The 14,531-nt window shown below is 42.5% G+C and carries 15 protein-coding genes and 1 pseudogene; 14 read left to right on the top strand and 2 right to left on the bottom strand.

Going from position 1 to position 14,531, the window contains the following annotated elements; genetic code table 11:
- Positions 1 to 164: 164 nt before the first annotated feature.
- From DWX43_RS26895 to DWX43_RS05610, 11 genes and pseudogenes are all read left to right on the top strand, one after another.
- Positions 165 to 320: a hypothetical protein gene (locus DWX43_RS26895; protein WP_181368730.1), complete on the top strand. Its 156-nt coding sequence runs from the start codon at positions 165 to 167 to the stop codon at positions 318 to 320.
- Positions 317 to 1,165: an ABC transporter ATP-binding protein gene (locus DWX43_RS05670; protein WP_118619424.1), complete on the top strand. Its 849-nt coding sequence runs from the start codon at positions 317 to 319 to the stop codon at positions 1,163 to 1,165. The genes DWX43_RS26895 and DWX43_RS05670 overlap by 4 nt, the downstream gene beginning before the upstream one ends.
- A complete protein-coding gene (locus DWX43_RS05665) occupies positions 1,165 to 2,160 on the top strand; it encodes an ABC transporter permease (RefSeq protein WP_118619422.1) in 996 nt (331 codons plus the stop codon). Before DWX43_RS05670 ends, DWX43_RS05665 begins: the two co-directional genes overlap by 1 nt.
- A 2-nt stretch (positions 2,161 to 2,162) precedes the next feature.
- On the top strand, positions 2,163 to 3,173 hold the full coding sequence (locus DWX43_RS05660; protein ID WP_118619420.1) for an ABC transporter permease: 1,011 nt from the start codon (positions 2,163 to 2,165) through the stop codon (positions 3,171 to 3,173).
- Positions 3,174 to 3,472: 299 nt separating this feature from the next.
- Positions 3,473 to 5,404, top strand: a complete 1,932-nt coding sequence (locus DWX43_RS05655; protein WP_182440632.1) for a bifunctional UDP-sugar hydrolase/5'-nucleotidase — start codon at positions 3,473 to 3,475, stop codon at positions 5,402 to 5,404.
- Between the two features lie 242 nt (positions 5,405 to 5,646).
- Positions 5,647 to 7,869, top strand: coding sequence for a PTS transporter subunit IIABC (locus tag DWX43_RS05650; protein ID WP_118619416.1), 2,223 nt, complete (start codon positions 5,647 to 5,649; stop codon positions 7,867 to 7,869).
- A 19-nt stretch (positions 7,870 to 7,888) separates the two neighbouring features.
- The gene (locus DWX43_RS05645; protein ID WP_118619414.1) at positions 7,889 to 8,719 is read left to right on the top strand and encodes a PRD domain-containing protein; all 831 of its coding nucleotides are present in this window, start codon (positions 7,889 to 7,891) and stop codon (positions 8,717 to 8,719) included.
- Positions 8,720 to 8,909: 190 nt separating this feature from the next.
- Positions 8,910 to 9,443, top strand: a complete 534-nt coding sequence (locus DWX43_RS05640) for a flavodoxin (RefSeq protein ID WP_118619412.1) — start codon at positions 8,910 to 8,912, stop codon at positions 9,441 to 9,443.
- Positions 9,444 to 9,465: 22 nt separating this feature from the next.
- Positions 9,466 to 9,744, top strand: a pseudogene (locus DWX43_RS05635) (carboxymuconolactone decarboxylase family protein); the annotation flags it as partial.
- Between the two features lie 869 nt (positions 9,745 to 10,613).
- Positions 10,614 to 11,528 (top strand): bifunctional helix-turn-helix transcriptional regulator/GNAT family N-acetyltransferase, encoded by a 915-nt coding sequence (locus DWX43_RS05620; protein WP_118619404.1) that lies wholly within the window; start codon positions 10,614 to 10,616, stop codon positions 11,526 to 11,528.
- A gap of 172 nt (positions 11,529 to 11,700) precedes the next feature.
- Positions 11,701 to 11,961 (top strand): TfoX/Sxy family DNA transformation protein, encoded by a 261-nt coding sequence (locus tag DWX43_RS05610; RefSeq protein WP_118619402.1) that lies wholly within the window; start codon positions 11,701 to 11,703, stop codon positions 11,959 to 11,961.
- 133 nt (positions 11,962 to 12,094) lie between these two features.
- Here DWX43_RS05610 and DWX43_RS05605 read toward each other — a convergent pair whose 3' ends face one another.
- The gene (locus tag DWX43_RS05605) at positions 12,095 to 12,685 is read right to left on the bottom strand and encodes a TetR/AcrR family transcriptional regulator (RefSeq protein ID WP_118619400.1); all 591 of its coding nucleotides are present in this window, start codon (positions 12,683 to 12,685) and stop codon (positions 12,095 to 12,097) included.
- 148 nt (positions 12,686 to 12,833) lie between these two features.
- Here DWX43_RS05605 and DWX43_RS05600 point away from each other — a divergent pair, with 148 nt between their 5' ends.
- Complete coding sequence (locus DWX43_RS05600; protein ID WP_182440631.1) at positions 12,834 to 13,460, top strand: HXXEE domain-containing protein; 627 nt, start codon at positions 12,834 to 12,836, stop codon at positions 13,458 to 13,460.
- Positions 13,461 to 13,488: 28 nt separating this feature from the next.
- Positions 13,489 to 13,986 (top strand): dihydrofolate reductase, encoded by a 498-nt coding sequence (locus DWX43_RS05595; protein ID WP_118619396.1) that lies wholly within the window; start codon positions 13,489 to 13,491, stop codon positions 13,984 to 13,986.
- A gap of 97 nt (positions 13,987 to 14,083) precedes the next feature.
- Here the strand turns inward: DWX43_RS05595 and DWX43_RS27600 are convergent, their stop codons facing one another.
- Positions 14,084 to 14,407: a DUF4180 domain-containing protein gene (locus tag DWX43_RS27600; protein WP_334296483.1), complete on the bottom strand. Its 324-nt coding sequence runs from the start codon at positions 14,405 to 14,407 to the stop codon at positions 14,084 to 14,086.
- Here DWX43_RS27600 and DWX43_RS26795 point away from each other — a divergent pair.
- Positions 14,328 to 14,516 carry a hypothetical protein gene (locus DWX43_RS26795; protein WP_147356287.1) on the top strand — a complete coding sequence of 63 codons (189 nt, stop codon included), beginning with the start codon at positions 14,328 to 14,330 and terminating at the stop codon, positions 14,514 to 14,516. The genes DWX43_RS27600 and DWX43_RS26795 overlap by 80 nt on opposite strands.
- The last annotated feature ends 15 nt before the right edge of the window (positions 14,517 to 14,531 follow it).

Genomic DNA, 14,531 nt, shown 5'->3' with positions numbered 1-14,531 from the left:
AGGGCTTTTTACGCGTAGAATTGGTTACAATACACCCCTGTGGGCATGCACAGTAACCAGAATTTCACACCAGCTTCACCGCGGCCTCACACGGACTTCACTGCATTTTCTTAAATTTACTTCAACAAGAGGACTTTGATTCCCGAATAAAAGGAGGTCATACTATGGAATTTTTAGGTTTAGCATGGTACTGGTGGTTAGTAATCGCGGTGGTGCTGGCAGTCTCTATCCCATTTAAAGTCAAGTTTATGAGGTGGTGGAACAAGCGCCGGCAGGAAAGGAAAGAGGAGCAGCACGGGAAGTGGGGTGATGAGGAATGATCGAAGTAAAAGATTTGACATTCTCCTATGGAAAAGATAAGCAGGCTCTGCATGGCCTGAACTTCACTGTGGAAGATGGGGAAATCTTTGGATTTCTGGGTCCGAACGGCTCCGGAAAATCAACGACCCAAAAAATTTTGACCGGGATTTTGAAAGGGCACGGCGGCAGTGTGTCTCTGTTTGGACAGGATATTTCTGCAGCGCATACGCAGGAGTTTTTTCAGAAGATCGGGGTATTGTTTGAGCTCCCGTATCTGTATGCTAACCTGAGTGCCATTGACAATCTCAAATATTTTTCTTCTTTCTATCCCAAAGGACAGCTGCGGGATATTGAGGAGGTTTTGGACGAATTGGAGTTTAAGCCTGACTTTTTAAAGAAGCCAGTTTCTTCCTACTCGAAGGGGATGCGGCAGCGGGCGAGTATGGCGCGGGCACTGATTAGCAACCCCAGGCTCTTGTTTCTGGATGAACCAACCAGTGGGCTTGACCCATCTGGTGCTGTCCTGTTCCGCAGGATCATTGAAGCAGAGCGGAAGAAAGGCACGACGGTATTTCTGACGACCCACAACATGTTGGATGCCGATCTGCTGTGTGACCGGGTTGCTTTTATTTCCAATGGAAATATTATGGCGCTGGATACTCCGAAGAATTTGAAAGAGCAGAATAGTAACCACCGGGTTGTCATTCATTATCTGTATCAGGGGAAACGGGAAGAAAGGACAGTCGAAGCCCACGAATTGGAGGCTGGTATTCCTTTTGTACACGACAAGATTATCAGTATCCATTCACAGGAGCCGACGCTGGAGGATATGTTTATCAAGTATACGGGAAGGGGGCTGTCCTGATGTGGAAAAGCTTTTATTCCCTGTTTAAAAAAGATTGCCGGATGATGATATCCGGGAAAATTTTTCTTATGTCCTTTGGGTTTCTGATTCTTTATACCCTGTATGTGAACTTGGGATATATCAAATTCATGGATGCCGGGATATACAATGTGTATCTGTATGATCCGTTGGGAACTCAGACAACTGTTTCTCCGCTGGTTCAGCAAGTCTCATCAAAAGAAGTTCTCGACTCTGTTTTACTCGATGATACGAATGGAGTCGGTATTGATGCCAGCGCAGGGGAACCACAACTAATATTCTATGAGGGAACAGAAAAAGCGGACCGCCACCGGGCTGACTATGCATTCTCTCTCCTGCGGCCGTCAGGGAATTACAGCGCCAGGGTGGTTGGTTCCAATACGCCGGAGCAAAAGGCGAGGAAAGATATTACCTGTGAACTGTTATTTTTTGAAATTGCCGCTGTTGGATTTTTAGGGATTGCGGCGGTGCTGTTTAAGGAAAAAGGTATGGGTGTTATTCGTGTCCATGCCATTCTGCCCTTGAGTAAAAATCTATTTATCCTGTCCAAACTGGTAATATTTCTATTGTCCGACCTGATCTTTGCAATATTACTCATTGTGCTGAATGTCGGACTATCAGATACCGCATCCATATTGCCTGCGGTGCTGCTCCAGACGGCGCTCCTGTCCCTGATTATGGCTTTGACCGGGCTGATTTGTGCCCTGCTTCTAAAAGATTTCCGGCAGTTTACTCTAGCCTATCTGCTGATTGCTGTTTTTGTATCGACCCCTGTGTTTTTGTCAGCAAATACGGCAGTAAAACTGGACTGGGTTAGGTTTCATCCATTCTATCATATTTATATGGGACTGAAAAATGCTTATTTTGGAACACCTGCGGCCAGCCCGTTTTACTATTTGGGTGCTGTTGGTGCTATTGCAGCGCTATTCGCCGCAGTACAATTTGTGTTCCGCAGAGAAATAGGAAAGGAGGGCTGACGATGAAAGGATTGCGTTATCAGCTTAAAAGTGTTCTGAAAGATAAGTTTTGTATGATGTCCTTTCTCCTGCCGGTTATCGTTGCCGTGGCATTAACTTTTGCCGGTTCGATTGACCTTTCTTCACTGGGGGAACTTCATTTTGGTGTTTTAGAAGGTGACGTGTCTGTCCAAACTATTACATGGCTGGAGCAGTATGGCCCTGTGACGGCTTATCCAACGCCGGAAGAACTGACGGATGCTGTCAATGAACCATCTACAAATATAATAGGTGTAGAGGCTGACGGGAACAGTATTAAGACCATTCTTTCCGGCGATGAATTGGATGTGTTCCGCCAAACTGCCGACACACTCCCTTCTTTGTATGAGCAGCGCAAAGAGGCCCGGCAGGTGAAAGTCCAGGTTTTGGAACGTGCCGATATAATGGGGGGATTTCAAAACATGTTTATGGCTGCAACACTGATTGTTGCTATGTTTATGGGCTGTACCTTCAATGCTGTGAATATTGTTTCGGAGAAAGAGGATGGTGTGGCGTTCATTAACGAGATTCTGCCCATGACCTACAGCCAGTATATTATGCAGAAAATAATGGTTGGTTTTCTCTGTGGGGGCTTATCCTCGATTATTACAGTCTGTATTTGCTTCCGCCTTTCCCTGCAAAACACGGCCCTCATGCTGGTACTGACGGCCCTTTCAGCATTTGTGGCTGCACTTATCGGCCTGTTCATCGGCAGGTTTTCTGAAGGGATTATGGTCAGCGTGGTCTATCTGAAAGTCGTTATGCTGCTGTTCATGGCTGTTCCAATCATTTGCTTTCTTGTGGGGAGCGGCCATTGGCTTCTTTCAGCAGTATGCTACATTGTTCCCTCGCAGGCAGCCTTCGAAGGCATTATGAGTTTGTCCGGCGGAAGCCCGGCAGCGGCAGTAAAAGATATTCTTATTTTAATGGCTCATTGTGTGGCATGGTTTTTACTCTTTGTGGTTCTTTCTGTACGCCGGAAAGGAAATACATAATGTTAAGTGCCTCCCGAAGCAGTTTACCTTTTCATTCTGTAACGTTTGTGCCAGATTCATTGTTTTTGATTTGCCATGAATTTAAAATCTTTTGAACTATATAAAAAGACGATACATAGACAACTGAGGGAGGATGAATAGACATCCGCCTAGAAATGCTTTATACTATCAGTATTGTGCTTGCCAACTTTTCGGGGTAATTATTTTTAAATTTAGGACAGACCCTTGCTCAGGTTTTAACCCTGCAGCTTAACTAACTGACATAGGGTGTGAACAGTAATATGGAAAGAGGAGAGAGTATGAGATTTAAGAAAAGAATATGGAGCATTTTAATTTCATTGAGCATGGCGTTTAACATGATGACAGGAACGGTCTTAGCGGCTGATATAGCACCGCAGACACAAGTAACAAAAAATGGCACAACAGAATCAAAACTGGCTATAGTGAATAGCACAACAGAGTTCCGGATAAATGTTGTCCATACGAATGATATTCATGCAAGAATTCTGGAAGATGACTGGAATCAGGTGATCGGACTTCCGAAAGTAAAAACCTATATCGACCAGGCATCACAGGGAAAGGACTTATCGCTGGTTCTGGACGGGGGAGATACATTCCACGGGCAGTCCATTGCCACCCTTGTACGGGGCGAGTCAGCAGCGAAAGTACTGGCGGCCTGTGGATATGATGCAATGGCAGCGGGAAACCATGACTGGAATTACGGGAAAGACCGTCTGAAAGAACTGGAAAATATCGTCAGGCAAAATGGCAGCCCGGAATTTTCCATCCTTGCAGGAAATGTAGTCAGTGAAGACGGAAGTATGTTTTTTGACCGGCAGTATCTTACAAAGGAAGTCGTAAAAGATGGTAAAACATTAAAAATAGGAGTATTCGGGGTGATCGACCCGGCGATTTATAATGCAACTGCACCGGGGAATGTGGAAGGACTTCAATTTACGGATATGACAGTTTATGCACAGAAAGCAGCGGCAGAACTGAAAGCACAGGGATGCCAGATCGTGGTTGGTATGGCTCACTGTATTAACCCGAAAGGGCTGGCTTCTTCTGTGGATAGTGTGAATCTGTGGATTGCAGGGCATGAACATACAGCCATCAATGAGGCGATTACAAGACCGGACGGTGGTACAGCACTGGTTGTTGAGACAGGATATAATCTGTGGAATTTTGGAAATGTAGATATAAGCTGTACATTGGATGCAGATGGAAATCTTGCAGAAGACATCAAAATGACAGAAAATCTGGTGGATTATAATACAGGCAAGGCTCTGGATGCGGATCCAGGAGTGCAGGTTCTCTTGGATGGAATTACAGAAGAGCAGAAAACGATACTTTCCCAGCCGGCAGGCTATGCCCCGGAAGATCTGGACGGGGTATGGGAGCATATTAGAATCGGTGAAACAACGATGGGACGGGCTGTTACGGATGCTTATCTTCTGGCTACAGGAGCAGACATTGCATTTGAAAATGCAGGCGGTATCCGCGCTTCAATCGAAAAGGGAGCGGTTACATATCAGAATGTGCTGGATGTATCTCCTTATGGAAACTATATTGTGACAAAAGAACTCAGCGGCAAGGAAATTTTAGAAATACTCGAAACATCACTGGATATCATGAAAGCAAATATAGAAGCAAATGAAAAAGGTGACTATGACGGATGGCCGGATAACAGTGGAAATACACTGCAGGCAGGCGGAATAGAGGTGAAGTATAACCTGTCTCTGGAGAAGGGAAGCAGGATTCTGGGCGTGCTCGTCCAGGGGGAAGCAATTCAGGGAGATAAAATGTATACTGTTGCGATGAACAATTATCTGCCAAATGACACCAGTGACTATCCCCAGTTTGAAGGAAAGGCCAATTTGCATGAATATCAGGCATGTGAGGATGCTCTGGCAGCATACTTAAGTCAGCCGGAGAATGTGGTGCTTGAGGGAATTAGCGGTGCACGGCTGGTTGCAACCAACGAGAAGCCGGCAGTAGATGAGAAACCAGGACAAGATGGAAATGATAATCAGGAGGGCAGTAAGCCGAAGCCGGCGGTGCCTGCACCAGAAAATGAAAAAGCGCCGGATAACAAAACACCAGATAACAAAATCAACAGTGTCAAGACCGGTGATGATGTAAATATCGAATTATACCTGCTGCTTACGCTTGCCGGAATCGGCGGAGCCGCTGTCACATTGAGAAAAAAATATGGAAGACAGGGGAATTAGAGTAACTGTTCAAATCCTGCCTGATTTTTATTGCGAAAAATCTGCTTGACAAATGCCCTTCCGGATGATAGACTCAATTTCAGATATAGTATGTAACTCATTAGAGGCATTCACTATACATAACATTTTGGATGTTTATGTGTATGGATGCCCTTTTTTTGATTATTTCTAGCATCAAGATCGTACGCTGCCAAATACATAAACGTCCTGACAATCATAATAGTAAAAGGAGAGAACAAGTTATGAAAGACAAGATTTTTGGTGTTTTACAGCGTGTGGGCAGAAGTTTTATGCTCCCTATCGCAATTCTCCCGGTAGCAGGGCTCCTGCTTGGAATCGGGAGTTCGTTTACGAATGAGACAACAATTGCTATGTATGGACTGGAAGGCATACTGGGAACCGGGACGATTTTGAATGGACTGCTTGTGATTATGAACAAGGTCGGCAGTATTGTGTTTGACAATCTTCCGTTGATTTTTGCGGTAGGTGTCGCAATCGGTATGGCAAAGAAGGAAAAAGAAGTATCCGCCCTGTCTGCCGTGATTGCTTATTTTGTTATGAACACCGCGATCAATGCCATGCTGGTGATTAATGGGGAACTGTCAAAGACCGGGGAGATTGCGGCGGATGTTCTGGACGGAACGATTGCTTCTTCCTGCGGAATACAGACTTTACAAATGGGTGTGTTCGGCGGTATTATTGTAGGACTGGGAGTTGCAGCCTTACATAACCGGTTTTATAAGATCGCCCTTCCGAATGCACTTTCATTCTTTGGCGGAACCAGATTTGTACCGATAATTTCTACAATTGTGTATATGTTTGTCGGGATTGCTCTTTATTTTATCTGGCCTACAGTACAGAATGGAATCTATGCGCTTGGCGGACTTGTGACGGGCAGCGGTTATGCGGGCACACTAATTTTCGGTCTGATTAAGAGGGCACTGATACCGTTCGGACTGCACCATGTGTTTTACATGCCTTTCTGGCAGACGGCTGTGGGCGGCACGATGGAGGTCGCAGGCCAGATGGTTCAGGGCGGACAGAATATTTTCTTCGCACAGCTGGCTGATTCTGCGAATGTGGCTCATTTCAGTGCAGATGCGACAAGATATTTTTCGGGCGAATTTATTTTTATGATTTTTGGACTGCCGGGTGCGGCGCTGGCTATGTACCGCTGTGCAAAGCCGGAGAAGAGAAAAGCCGCAGGAGGCCTTCTTCTGTCCGCAGCACTGGCATGTATGATGACGGGTATTACGGAACCGATTGAATTTTCTTTCCTGTTTGTGGCACCGGCATTGTTTGCGGTGCAGGTAGTACTGGCAGGTTCCGCTTATATGATCGCACATATGCTCAATATCGCAGTTGGTCTGACATTTTCGGGCGGTCTTCTGGATTTCTTCCTGTTTGGGATTTTACAGGGAAATGAGAAGACGAGCTGGATTAGGGTTATCCCTGTCGGGATTATCTATTTCTTCCTGTATTACTTTATCTTTACATTCCTGATCAAGAGGTTTAACCTGAAGACACCGGGGCGTGAAGATGACGATGCAGAGACAAAGCTGTATACAAAGGCTGATGTAAATGCACGCAGGGAAAACAAAAACAGCAGTGACGGTGAAGTACAGAACGAGGATGCTCTCAGTCTGACAATCACAAAAGGTCTTGGCGGAAAGAAAAATATCAGTGATGTGGACTGCTGTGCGACAAGACTTCGCTGTACGGTTCTGGATCCTGACAAGGTAAATGACGCTCTGTTGAAATCGACGGGGGCATCCGGCGTAGTGCATAAAGGAAGCGGCGTGCAGATCATCTATGGCCCCCATGTAACTGTCATTAAGTCAAATCTGGAAGACTATCTGGAGAGTGCGCCTGATGAGGTGTATGAAGATTCCAGTGATGGTGAGGATGCAGCAGAGAGCGGAACTTCATATGAAAGTAATAAAAAAGGAAGTAATGAGAAGGAAAATAATGCTGAAAATGCTGACAAAGGGGCAGAACCGGCAAGGACGGTCATAATTTCCAGCCCGGTCAAAGGGATTGCAGCAGATCTGTCAACAGCACCTGACGAAGCCTTTGCAGGCAGAATGATGGGAGACGGTGCGGTTGTGACACCGACAGAACCGGTTGTCAGTGCACCGGAGGACGGCGAGGTATGTTTTGTATTTGAAACAAAGCATGCGATCGGATTCATGACAGATACCGGAGTCAGCCTCCTCATCCATATCGGGATCGATACGGTTAAGCTCAACGGAAAAGGATTTGAGGCACTGGTGGAAAACGGGCAGAAAGTCAGAAAGGGAGAGCCAATGCTGAAGCTTGATCTGGATTATCTGAAGGAAAATGCCCCGTCTGTTGTTTCACCGGTCCTGTGCACCGAGCTTGAAGATAATCAGAAGGTCCGTCTGTTAAAGAGCGGGGCAATAGACGAAGGAGAAGCGCTGTTTGCCATAGATATTTTTGAATAACAAAAGTGGGTGGTGAGATATGTATAGAATAAGGAAGATTTTGAATCACAATACGATTCTTGTAATCAAGATGGATGACAATAAGGAATACCTGCTCATGGGAAAAGGGGCCGGATTCAGCAAAAAGGTCGGGGAGCGTATTGAAAAGCGGCCGGAGGATACGGTGTATTCCCTGCAGAAACTGACCGACCGCGGGGAGGCGAGAGAGATTATCAAGTCTGTCTCCCCGGTTTGTCTGGAACTGGCAAATGACGTGCTCAATGAAGCGGAAAGGGAATTCGGCAAAATTGACCGGGCGATTCTGTTTCCTATGGCAGACCATATTGAATATGCCGTCAGACGTATCAAAAACCACGAACAGATCAGTAATCCACTGACGGAGGATATCCGTGTCCTGTTTTACAAGGAGTACAAGGTGGCACAGTGCATGATACCTCTGCTTCAGGAGAGGATGAAAGTAGAGATTGACGAACACGAAGTGGGCTATATTGCCCTTCATATTCATTCCGCGATTAATGATGAAAAAGTATCTCAGGCTATGATGATTACCCGTGCAGTTCGGGAGTGCATTACGCTGGTGGAAGAACAGACATCGAGGAAGATAGATGTTATGTCACTGGCCTATAACCGGCTGATGAACCACGTGCGCTATATGGTTGCCCGGGCTCTGAACAATGAGCGCCTGAAGCTGAACATGAATGATTACATGGAGGTTAAATTCCCGGAGGCGTTCCGGACCGCAGCTATGATTTGTGACGAGGTGGGGCGCAGCCTGAAATGCCAGTTAGATGAGGTCGAAATCGGGTATCTGGCTATGCATATCGAACGGGTCGTCAATGATGAAATGTAAATAAATTTATTCATATAGTTTTGACCGGCAGATTCCTGTAATAATAAGGGGCCTGCCGGTCATTTTTATTTTGACGGCTGGCGGATGTTTATATTAACTATAAGTTTATATACCAGTGACATATTGGAGATTCAAAAAAAGGAAATCAGAGGATACAATATTACTTAAGAAAGATTGGAGGGAAGATGTTATGTCAAAACTAATTGCATTTTTTTCAAGAAAAGACGAGAACTACGTGAACGGGGAGATAAAAAACCTTGAGATTGGTAATACAGAAGTGGCAGCCGGCATGATTCAGGAGATTACCGGTGCGGACGTGTTCAAGATTGAACCACAGCAGGCATATTCAAAGGATTATAACGAATGTATTGCCGAGGCACAGGCGGATCAGAGGCGGAATGCCCGCCCGGAGCTGAAAGGCTATCCGGACAGCCTTGAGAAGTATGAAACGATTTACCTATGTTTCCCCAATTATTGGAATACAATGCCGATGGCAGTATTTTCGTTTCTGGAGCATTTTGATTTCAACGGGAAAATAATAAAGCCTCTCTGTACCCACGAAGGGAGCGGGATGGGCAGCAGTGTAAAAGATATCAAGAAGTTGTGCCCCGGTGCAAAAGTGGAAGCAGGGCTGGCTGTACGTGGTGGCGCCGTAAACAGGGCGGAAAAAGATATCAGAAAATGGTGTGAACCAGTAAATGATGAACAGTATAAGGCGGTGTAATTCAGAAAGGCAGGCAGCTTAGATGGAAAAAATTGTACAAACAGCAGGCAGAAACGCTCTTGGTGAATTTGCACCGGAGTTCGCACATTTCAATGACGATGTTCTCTTTGGAGAAAACTGGAATAATCAGGATATTGACCATAAGGCAAGATGCATCATTACAGTAGTAGCACTTATGTCATCTGGGATTACAGATTCTTCTTTAAAATACCATCTTTCAAATGCAAAGACTGCGGGTGTAACACAAAAAGAAATCGCGGCAGTCATTACACACTGTGCGTTTTATGTAGGATGGCCGAAAGGCGCAGTGTACTGTTTTTGCGTATACGAAATAAACTCCCTCACAGCAATTGAAGTACGTTTTCTATCCTTTACAGCGATTCCAAGCATACGGTAGTAGGGGTGAGCAGTCCTTTTGGGAATTACCCGGAAACAGGTTCTAGACACCACTAATTCCGGAAGGATTGCAATACCCAGACCATTCTCAACCATAGAAAGGACTGTATTATCTTCTTTCGAAGAATATTTGATATTTGGTGATATATGGTTTGCTTTGAAAATGATCTGGCTGTCATTATCATTGCCTTCATCCAGATAAATAAAAGGTTCGGTTTTCAGGGATTCTATCGGGAAAAACGGCTCACCAGCCAAAGGATGATCTTCTGGAAGAATGACAAATAACTTGTCTTTCTTTAAGGTGATAGTCTCAAAATTGGTAATATTTTGAATTGCAAAAAGACCAATATCAAATTGTCCTGCAGAAAGACCTTCTTCTACTTCAGTAAAATCTCCTTCTGAAATCTCAAAAGTGATATTGGGGTATAATTCTTGGAATCCTTTTATCAGAGGAGGAAGACTTTACAGACATGGAAAGTAGTGATGTTATGACCGACAGAAGCAGCACCTTCTGTAAATTTGTCGCGCAGCAATGCAGTTGTTCCCCTGGTATGTGGACTTCCATTAATTACTAGAATATTCATGATTAAGACCTCCTTTTAAAATTATCATAACGGTAAATAGTTAAAAAAGTAAAATTAGAAAATGGCATATATTACATAAGAGAATCTAATGCAAATATAGCCCTCCCATAATGCAGAAAAATGGTTGACTAATTCCACTAAATAGGTTAAGATAGTTGAAATAGGAAACAAAATGAAAGGAGTATCATTTATGCATACTAATGATATTGTGACAGAAATACGGGGATTCAATCGCTTTTATACAAACATTTTAGGACTGCTGGACCAGCATATCATTGATTCTGGTTACTCATTAACAGAAGCAAGAATTTTGTTTGAAATTAGTAAGACAGATACTTGTACTGCAAAGCAATTATGCTCCCTTTTAGATATTGAGCGCAGCTATATGAGTAAAATAATCGTTAAATTTGAAAAAAAAGAATTGATTAGCAGACAAAAATGCGGAAAAGACAGCCGCAATATTGAAATTCAAATGACAGAAAAAGGAATGGCTGTTTTTCACGAACTTAATAATCGTGCCAATAAGCAAATCGAAGATCTGCTTGAAAAATTAAACGCAGATGATTGCGATAAACTGCTGGATGGTATACGAACCGTAAAAAAATATTTTACAAAAGCAACTAAGAACATAAAAATCCGACCGTACCAGGAACAAGATATTGCCTACGTAATAGATAGACAACTGTCGCTGTATGAGGCCGAGAGACACTTTACGACAGAAACATGGAAGAACTATCTAACACAAGGAGTAATTTCACTTGTCGGAAACTTCAATCCTGATAAAGATTGTATGCTCATTTTGGAGTGCGACGGAAATGCATCGGGATGTATTGCAATCACTCATACCGAAGAGAATGTGGCACAACTAAGATATTTCTTTTTAGAACCTGAACTAAGAGGATTAGGCGTTGGAACAAACTTAATAAAAACAGCATTGGATTTTTGCCGCCGGAAGAAATATACTCATGTTTTTTTGTGGACGGTAAGCGCACAGGAAGTAGCAAGAAAATTATACAAAAATGCAGGTTTCAAGATAACCGAAACCAGTAAAAATGAGAGCTGGGGAAATTCTGTACTGGAAGAAAGGTGGGATTTGGATTTATAAGGATTTCACAAAAATCGCGGTGCAACCGGAGCCGGAAAATAAGGCATTCTGCGGCCTGCTGCTATCCTGTGGCTTTGTACTTGACACGGAAAAAGAAATCTTTGTAAAACTTTTGTCTTGAATATCAGGCAAGAAAAGATTGTTCAATTAGAATTCGAAAGGAACATATTTTATGAGTAGTTTAGATAGTATGTTAAACATTGGAAAAGAAATGAAAACAAAGCTTTTCTCAATTGGTGTTGTTTCATCGGATGAATTAATTAGACTAGGGAGTAAAGAAGTGTTTTATCAATTAAAAGAAAAATATCCAAATGTATGCTTAGTTCATTTATATGCATTACAAGGCGCAATTGATAATATTGATTATGATAAACTTTCGGATGAGGTTAAACTTGATTTAAAGCAATTTAGCGATAGTCTTAAAGAAAGATAAAAAAACAATATTAGCGGAGCAGTCAGCAGTTTATTAAGCTCCACAGGAGATTGCAGGTAATCACATTTTTGTCTATATCATAGCCTGTTTTGGCATAATCCATCTCAAAAACGATAAAGGGGATAATTGCGTTTTATTTAGCATAGAGATATATTGGCAGGCTTGCATCAGGCAGCTGTGAAAGGGATGTTACCATTAATTTCTGCAATGTCCTGACGGCCTCTTGATTAGTAATAGATGTATCAGAGCCATATAATGTGGTAATGTAACCCGTTGTACCAAACAATGCATAGGAAATAACAAGATTGGTTTTTATGTCATTATCATCAATACCAAGCATTTCTAATAAGAAAGGCTTCATAGCATTCAGCAGTTTTTTCTGGAAGCCGGTATCACCATGACTAAGAAGAACGGCCATCTGTTCCCCATATTTATATAAGATATTTTGTCCAAAAGCAGAGAATAATTCGAACTTATGCGGATTGTCCTGCTCTTTGATCTGGTCAAGACATGCGAGTATTTCGTGGATCAGCGTTTCCTGAGCCTGTTCAAGAAGGTCGTAGACATCCTTGAAATATTCATAAAAAGTACAGCGGTTGATACAAGCATTATCCGCTATTGCACTGACTGTTATTTTTCGTAAAGGTTTTTGTTTATATTCTCGAAAGAATGCCTGAAAAATCTTTTCTTTTGTCTGTTGTTTCTTTAGTGGATTTTTATTCATAAACACCTCCAAACCCGACAAATGCCTTTAACATTGTCGGTTGATAAATCAAGTTTTATATTGTAGAATCAAAACACAACAACGTGTCGGATATACTATACACGTAGCTAAATAAAATGTCAAGCGGAGGTGGCTTATGGATAAGTTTATGAAAAAATACAGCTTTTTTCTAACGTCATTGCTGGGAGTTATAGCGGTAATATGGCTGGTTATAGGATGGGGTGAAATGGATATGTTAAGAAAGCTCCCAATTATTTATATCGTGGCATTAGCTGTTCATGAAATTGAGGAGCTAAAGTTCCCGGGGGGTTTTGTGGAACTGGTGACGGCCATGACGGGGCTGAAGCTGAAGAAATTGGGGCTGGCCAAATTTGGTTTACTAATGTTTACTTTATACGCAACCATTATTTCTGCCTTTATCAGCGGACATGTCTGGCCCGTTATGGCAACGTTGTTTATTGGCATTATTGAGATTTTTGCCCATTTAGCTGCGGCAAGAGTAAATCCAAAGAAGTTCTATTCTCCCGGAATGCTAACGGCCATTATCGTACAGTTTCCTGTAGCCGTGTATGGATTTTACTATTTATTTTCCAATCAGATGGTGAAAGGGATTTACTGGCTATACGCATTTATTTTTCTACTGATTCCATTATTTGGCCTGCAGGCCATTATTGTGAAATCAAATGGCCAGAAGTATGGGGAATTTATAAATAATGCGAGAAGGGCGATGCTTACCAGCGAGGGCCGGGAAAAAACGAAGAATAGAATAAAATAAGTATTTGAGATGAGAAGGAGACAAAACTATGAAGGTACAATTAATAGCGAACTTATCAGCAAATGGAGAACTCATTTTGGCTGCCCAATCTGACGCCTATCAGGCGCCTCAGGAGGTTGCTGGCATGGGATTTGCCAAAGCACTTGAATGCGACAATATTATTATGGGACGGACTACCTATCAAATGTTTGCCCCCATGATGAAAGATGTTCTTAAAAATCTTGAAGTGGTAGTCATAAGTTCAGAGGATATAGATGCCGACGTATACACAGCAAAAAATGCAGAAGATGCAGTCAGTTATCTTGAGAAAAAAGGATTTGAAAAGGCTTGTGTTGACGGTGGAACAATGACATATAATTTATTTCTTGAATCAGGACTTGCCGATGAACTATTCTTTAATTTATTCCCAGTTGTTATAAATGGAGGCGGCAGTATGGAAACAGCACAAGGAAAAGTCCTGGAGTACAGACTTGCTGAAGCAAAATCTCATGGTGATATCGCAATGCTTCATTACATCAAAAAATAGAAGTATGTTTATTCAAATGTTAGGAGTGTTAAATTTCAAAAGCAGATACCCGTGAGTAATTGATGATAGTAAAAAAATCAAGGAGGAAAATGAGACACTAAAATATCAATAGTTTATCCACGGCACGAGAAACACTTGGCTGAAAGTAAATATCTTTTCCTCTATTACTCTTGTACATAAAATCTTTTAACGGCTTGCTTGTATATTGGTAGAAATCGCCGTATATAGCAAATTTCACTCCATAATTTATAAATTTATCTTCATAAATATTCAATACATTTCTTTCATTATATATGATATAATTTACCCAATCAAAACAGCAGGATAGAAACGTACCCGGAATGAACGGTGGAAGATCAGTCTGGGGAACTGTTAAAGTTAGAAGTCGTGGACGTAAAAATGGAATTTCAAAAAGACGCATAAAAGCATTTGAAATTGCGAACTGCCTTATTGAAGCTATTGGAGAATTTGCATCCGAATTAAATGAATTTGTCACAAAGAAAAGGAGTAGTTATTATTTGCATACGTAACAAAGAAAGTTTTAA

The organism is Clostridium sp. AF19-22AC, assembly GCF_003479085.1.
Classification (GTDB): domain Bacteria; phylum Bacillota; class Clostridia; order Lachnospirales; family Lachnospiraceae; genus Faecalicatena_A; species Faecalicatena_A orotica.
This window is presented reverse-complemented; position numbering and strand designations above follow the sequence as displayed.

Excerpts from the sequence above, each read along its gene's own strand:
- DWX43_RS26895 (WP_181368730.1), top strand. The coding sequence starts at position 165 with ATGGAATTTTTAGGTTTAGCATGGTACTGGTGGTTAGTAATCGCGGTG.
- DWX43_RS05670 (WP_118619424.1), top strand. The coding sequence starts at position 317 with ATGATCGAAGTAAAAGATTTGACATTCTCCTATGGAAAAGATAAGCAG.
- DWX43_RS05665 (WP_118619422.1), top strand. The coding sequence starts at position 1,165 with ATGTGGAAAAGCTTTTATTCCCTGTTTAAAAAAGATTGCCGGATGATG.
- DWX43_RS05660 (WP_118619420.1), top strand. The coding sequence starts at position 2,163 with ATGAAAGGATTGCGTTATCAGCTTAAAAGTGTTCTGAAAGATAAGTTT.
- DWX43_RS05655 (WP_182440632.1), top strand. The coding sequence starts at position 3,473 with ATGAGATTTAAGAAAAGAATATGGAGCATTTTAATTTCATTGAGCATG.
- DWX43_RS05650 (WP_118619416.1), top strand. The coding sequence starts at position 5,647 with ATGAAAGACAAGATTTTTGGTGTTTTACAGCGTGTGGGCAGAAGTTTT.
- DWX43_RS05645 (WP_118619414.1), top strand. The coding sequence starts at position 7,889 with ATGTATAGAATAAGGAAGATTTTGAATCACAATACGATTCTTGTAATC.
- DWX43_RS05640 (WP_118619412.1), top strand. The coding sequence starts at position 8,910 with ATGTCAAAACTAATTGCATTTTTTTCAAGAAAAGACGAGAACTACGTG.
- DWX43_RS05620 (WP_118619404.1), top strand. The coding sequence starts at position 10,614 with ATGCATACTAATGATATTGTGACAGAAATACGGGGATTCAATCGCTTT.
- DWX43_RS05610 (WP_118619402.1), top strand. The coding sequence starts at position 11,701 with ATGAGTAGTTTAGATAGTATGTTAAACATTGGAAAAGAAATGAAAACA.
- DWX43_RS05605 (WP_118619400.1), bottom strand. The coding sequence starts at position 12,685 with ATGAATAAAAATCCACTAAAGAAACAACAGACAAAAGAAAAGATTTTT.
- DWX43_RS05600 (WP_182440631.1), top strand. The coding sequence starts at position 12,834 with ATGAAAAAATACAGCTTTTTTCTAACGTCATTGCTGGGAGTTATAGCG.
- DWX43_RS05595 (WP_118619396.1), top strand. The coding sequence starts at position 13,489 with ATGAAGGTACAATTAATAGCGAACTTATCAGCAAATGGAGAACTCATT.
- DWX43_RS26795 (WP_147356287.1), top strand. The coding sequence starts at position 14,328 with ATGAACGGTGGAAGATCAGTCTGGGGAACTGTTAAAGTTAGAAGTCGT.
- DWX43_RS27600 (WP_334296483.1), bottom strand. The coding sequence starts at position 14,407 with ATGCGTCTTTTTGAAATTCCATTTTTACGTCCACGACTTCTAACTTTA.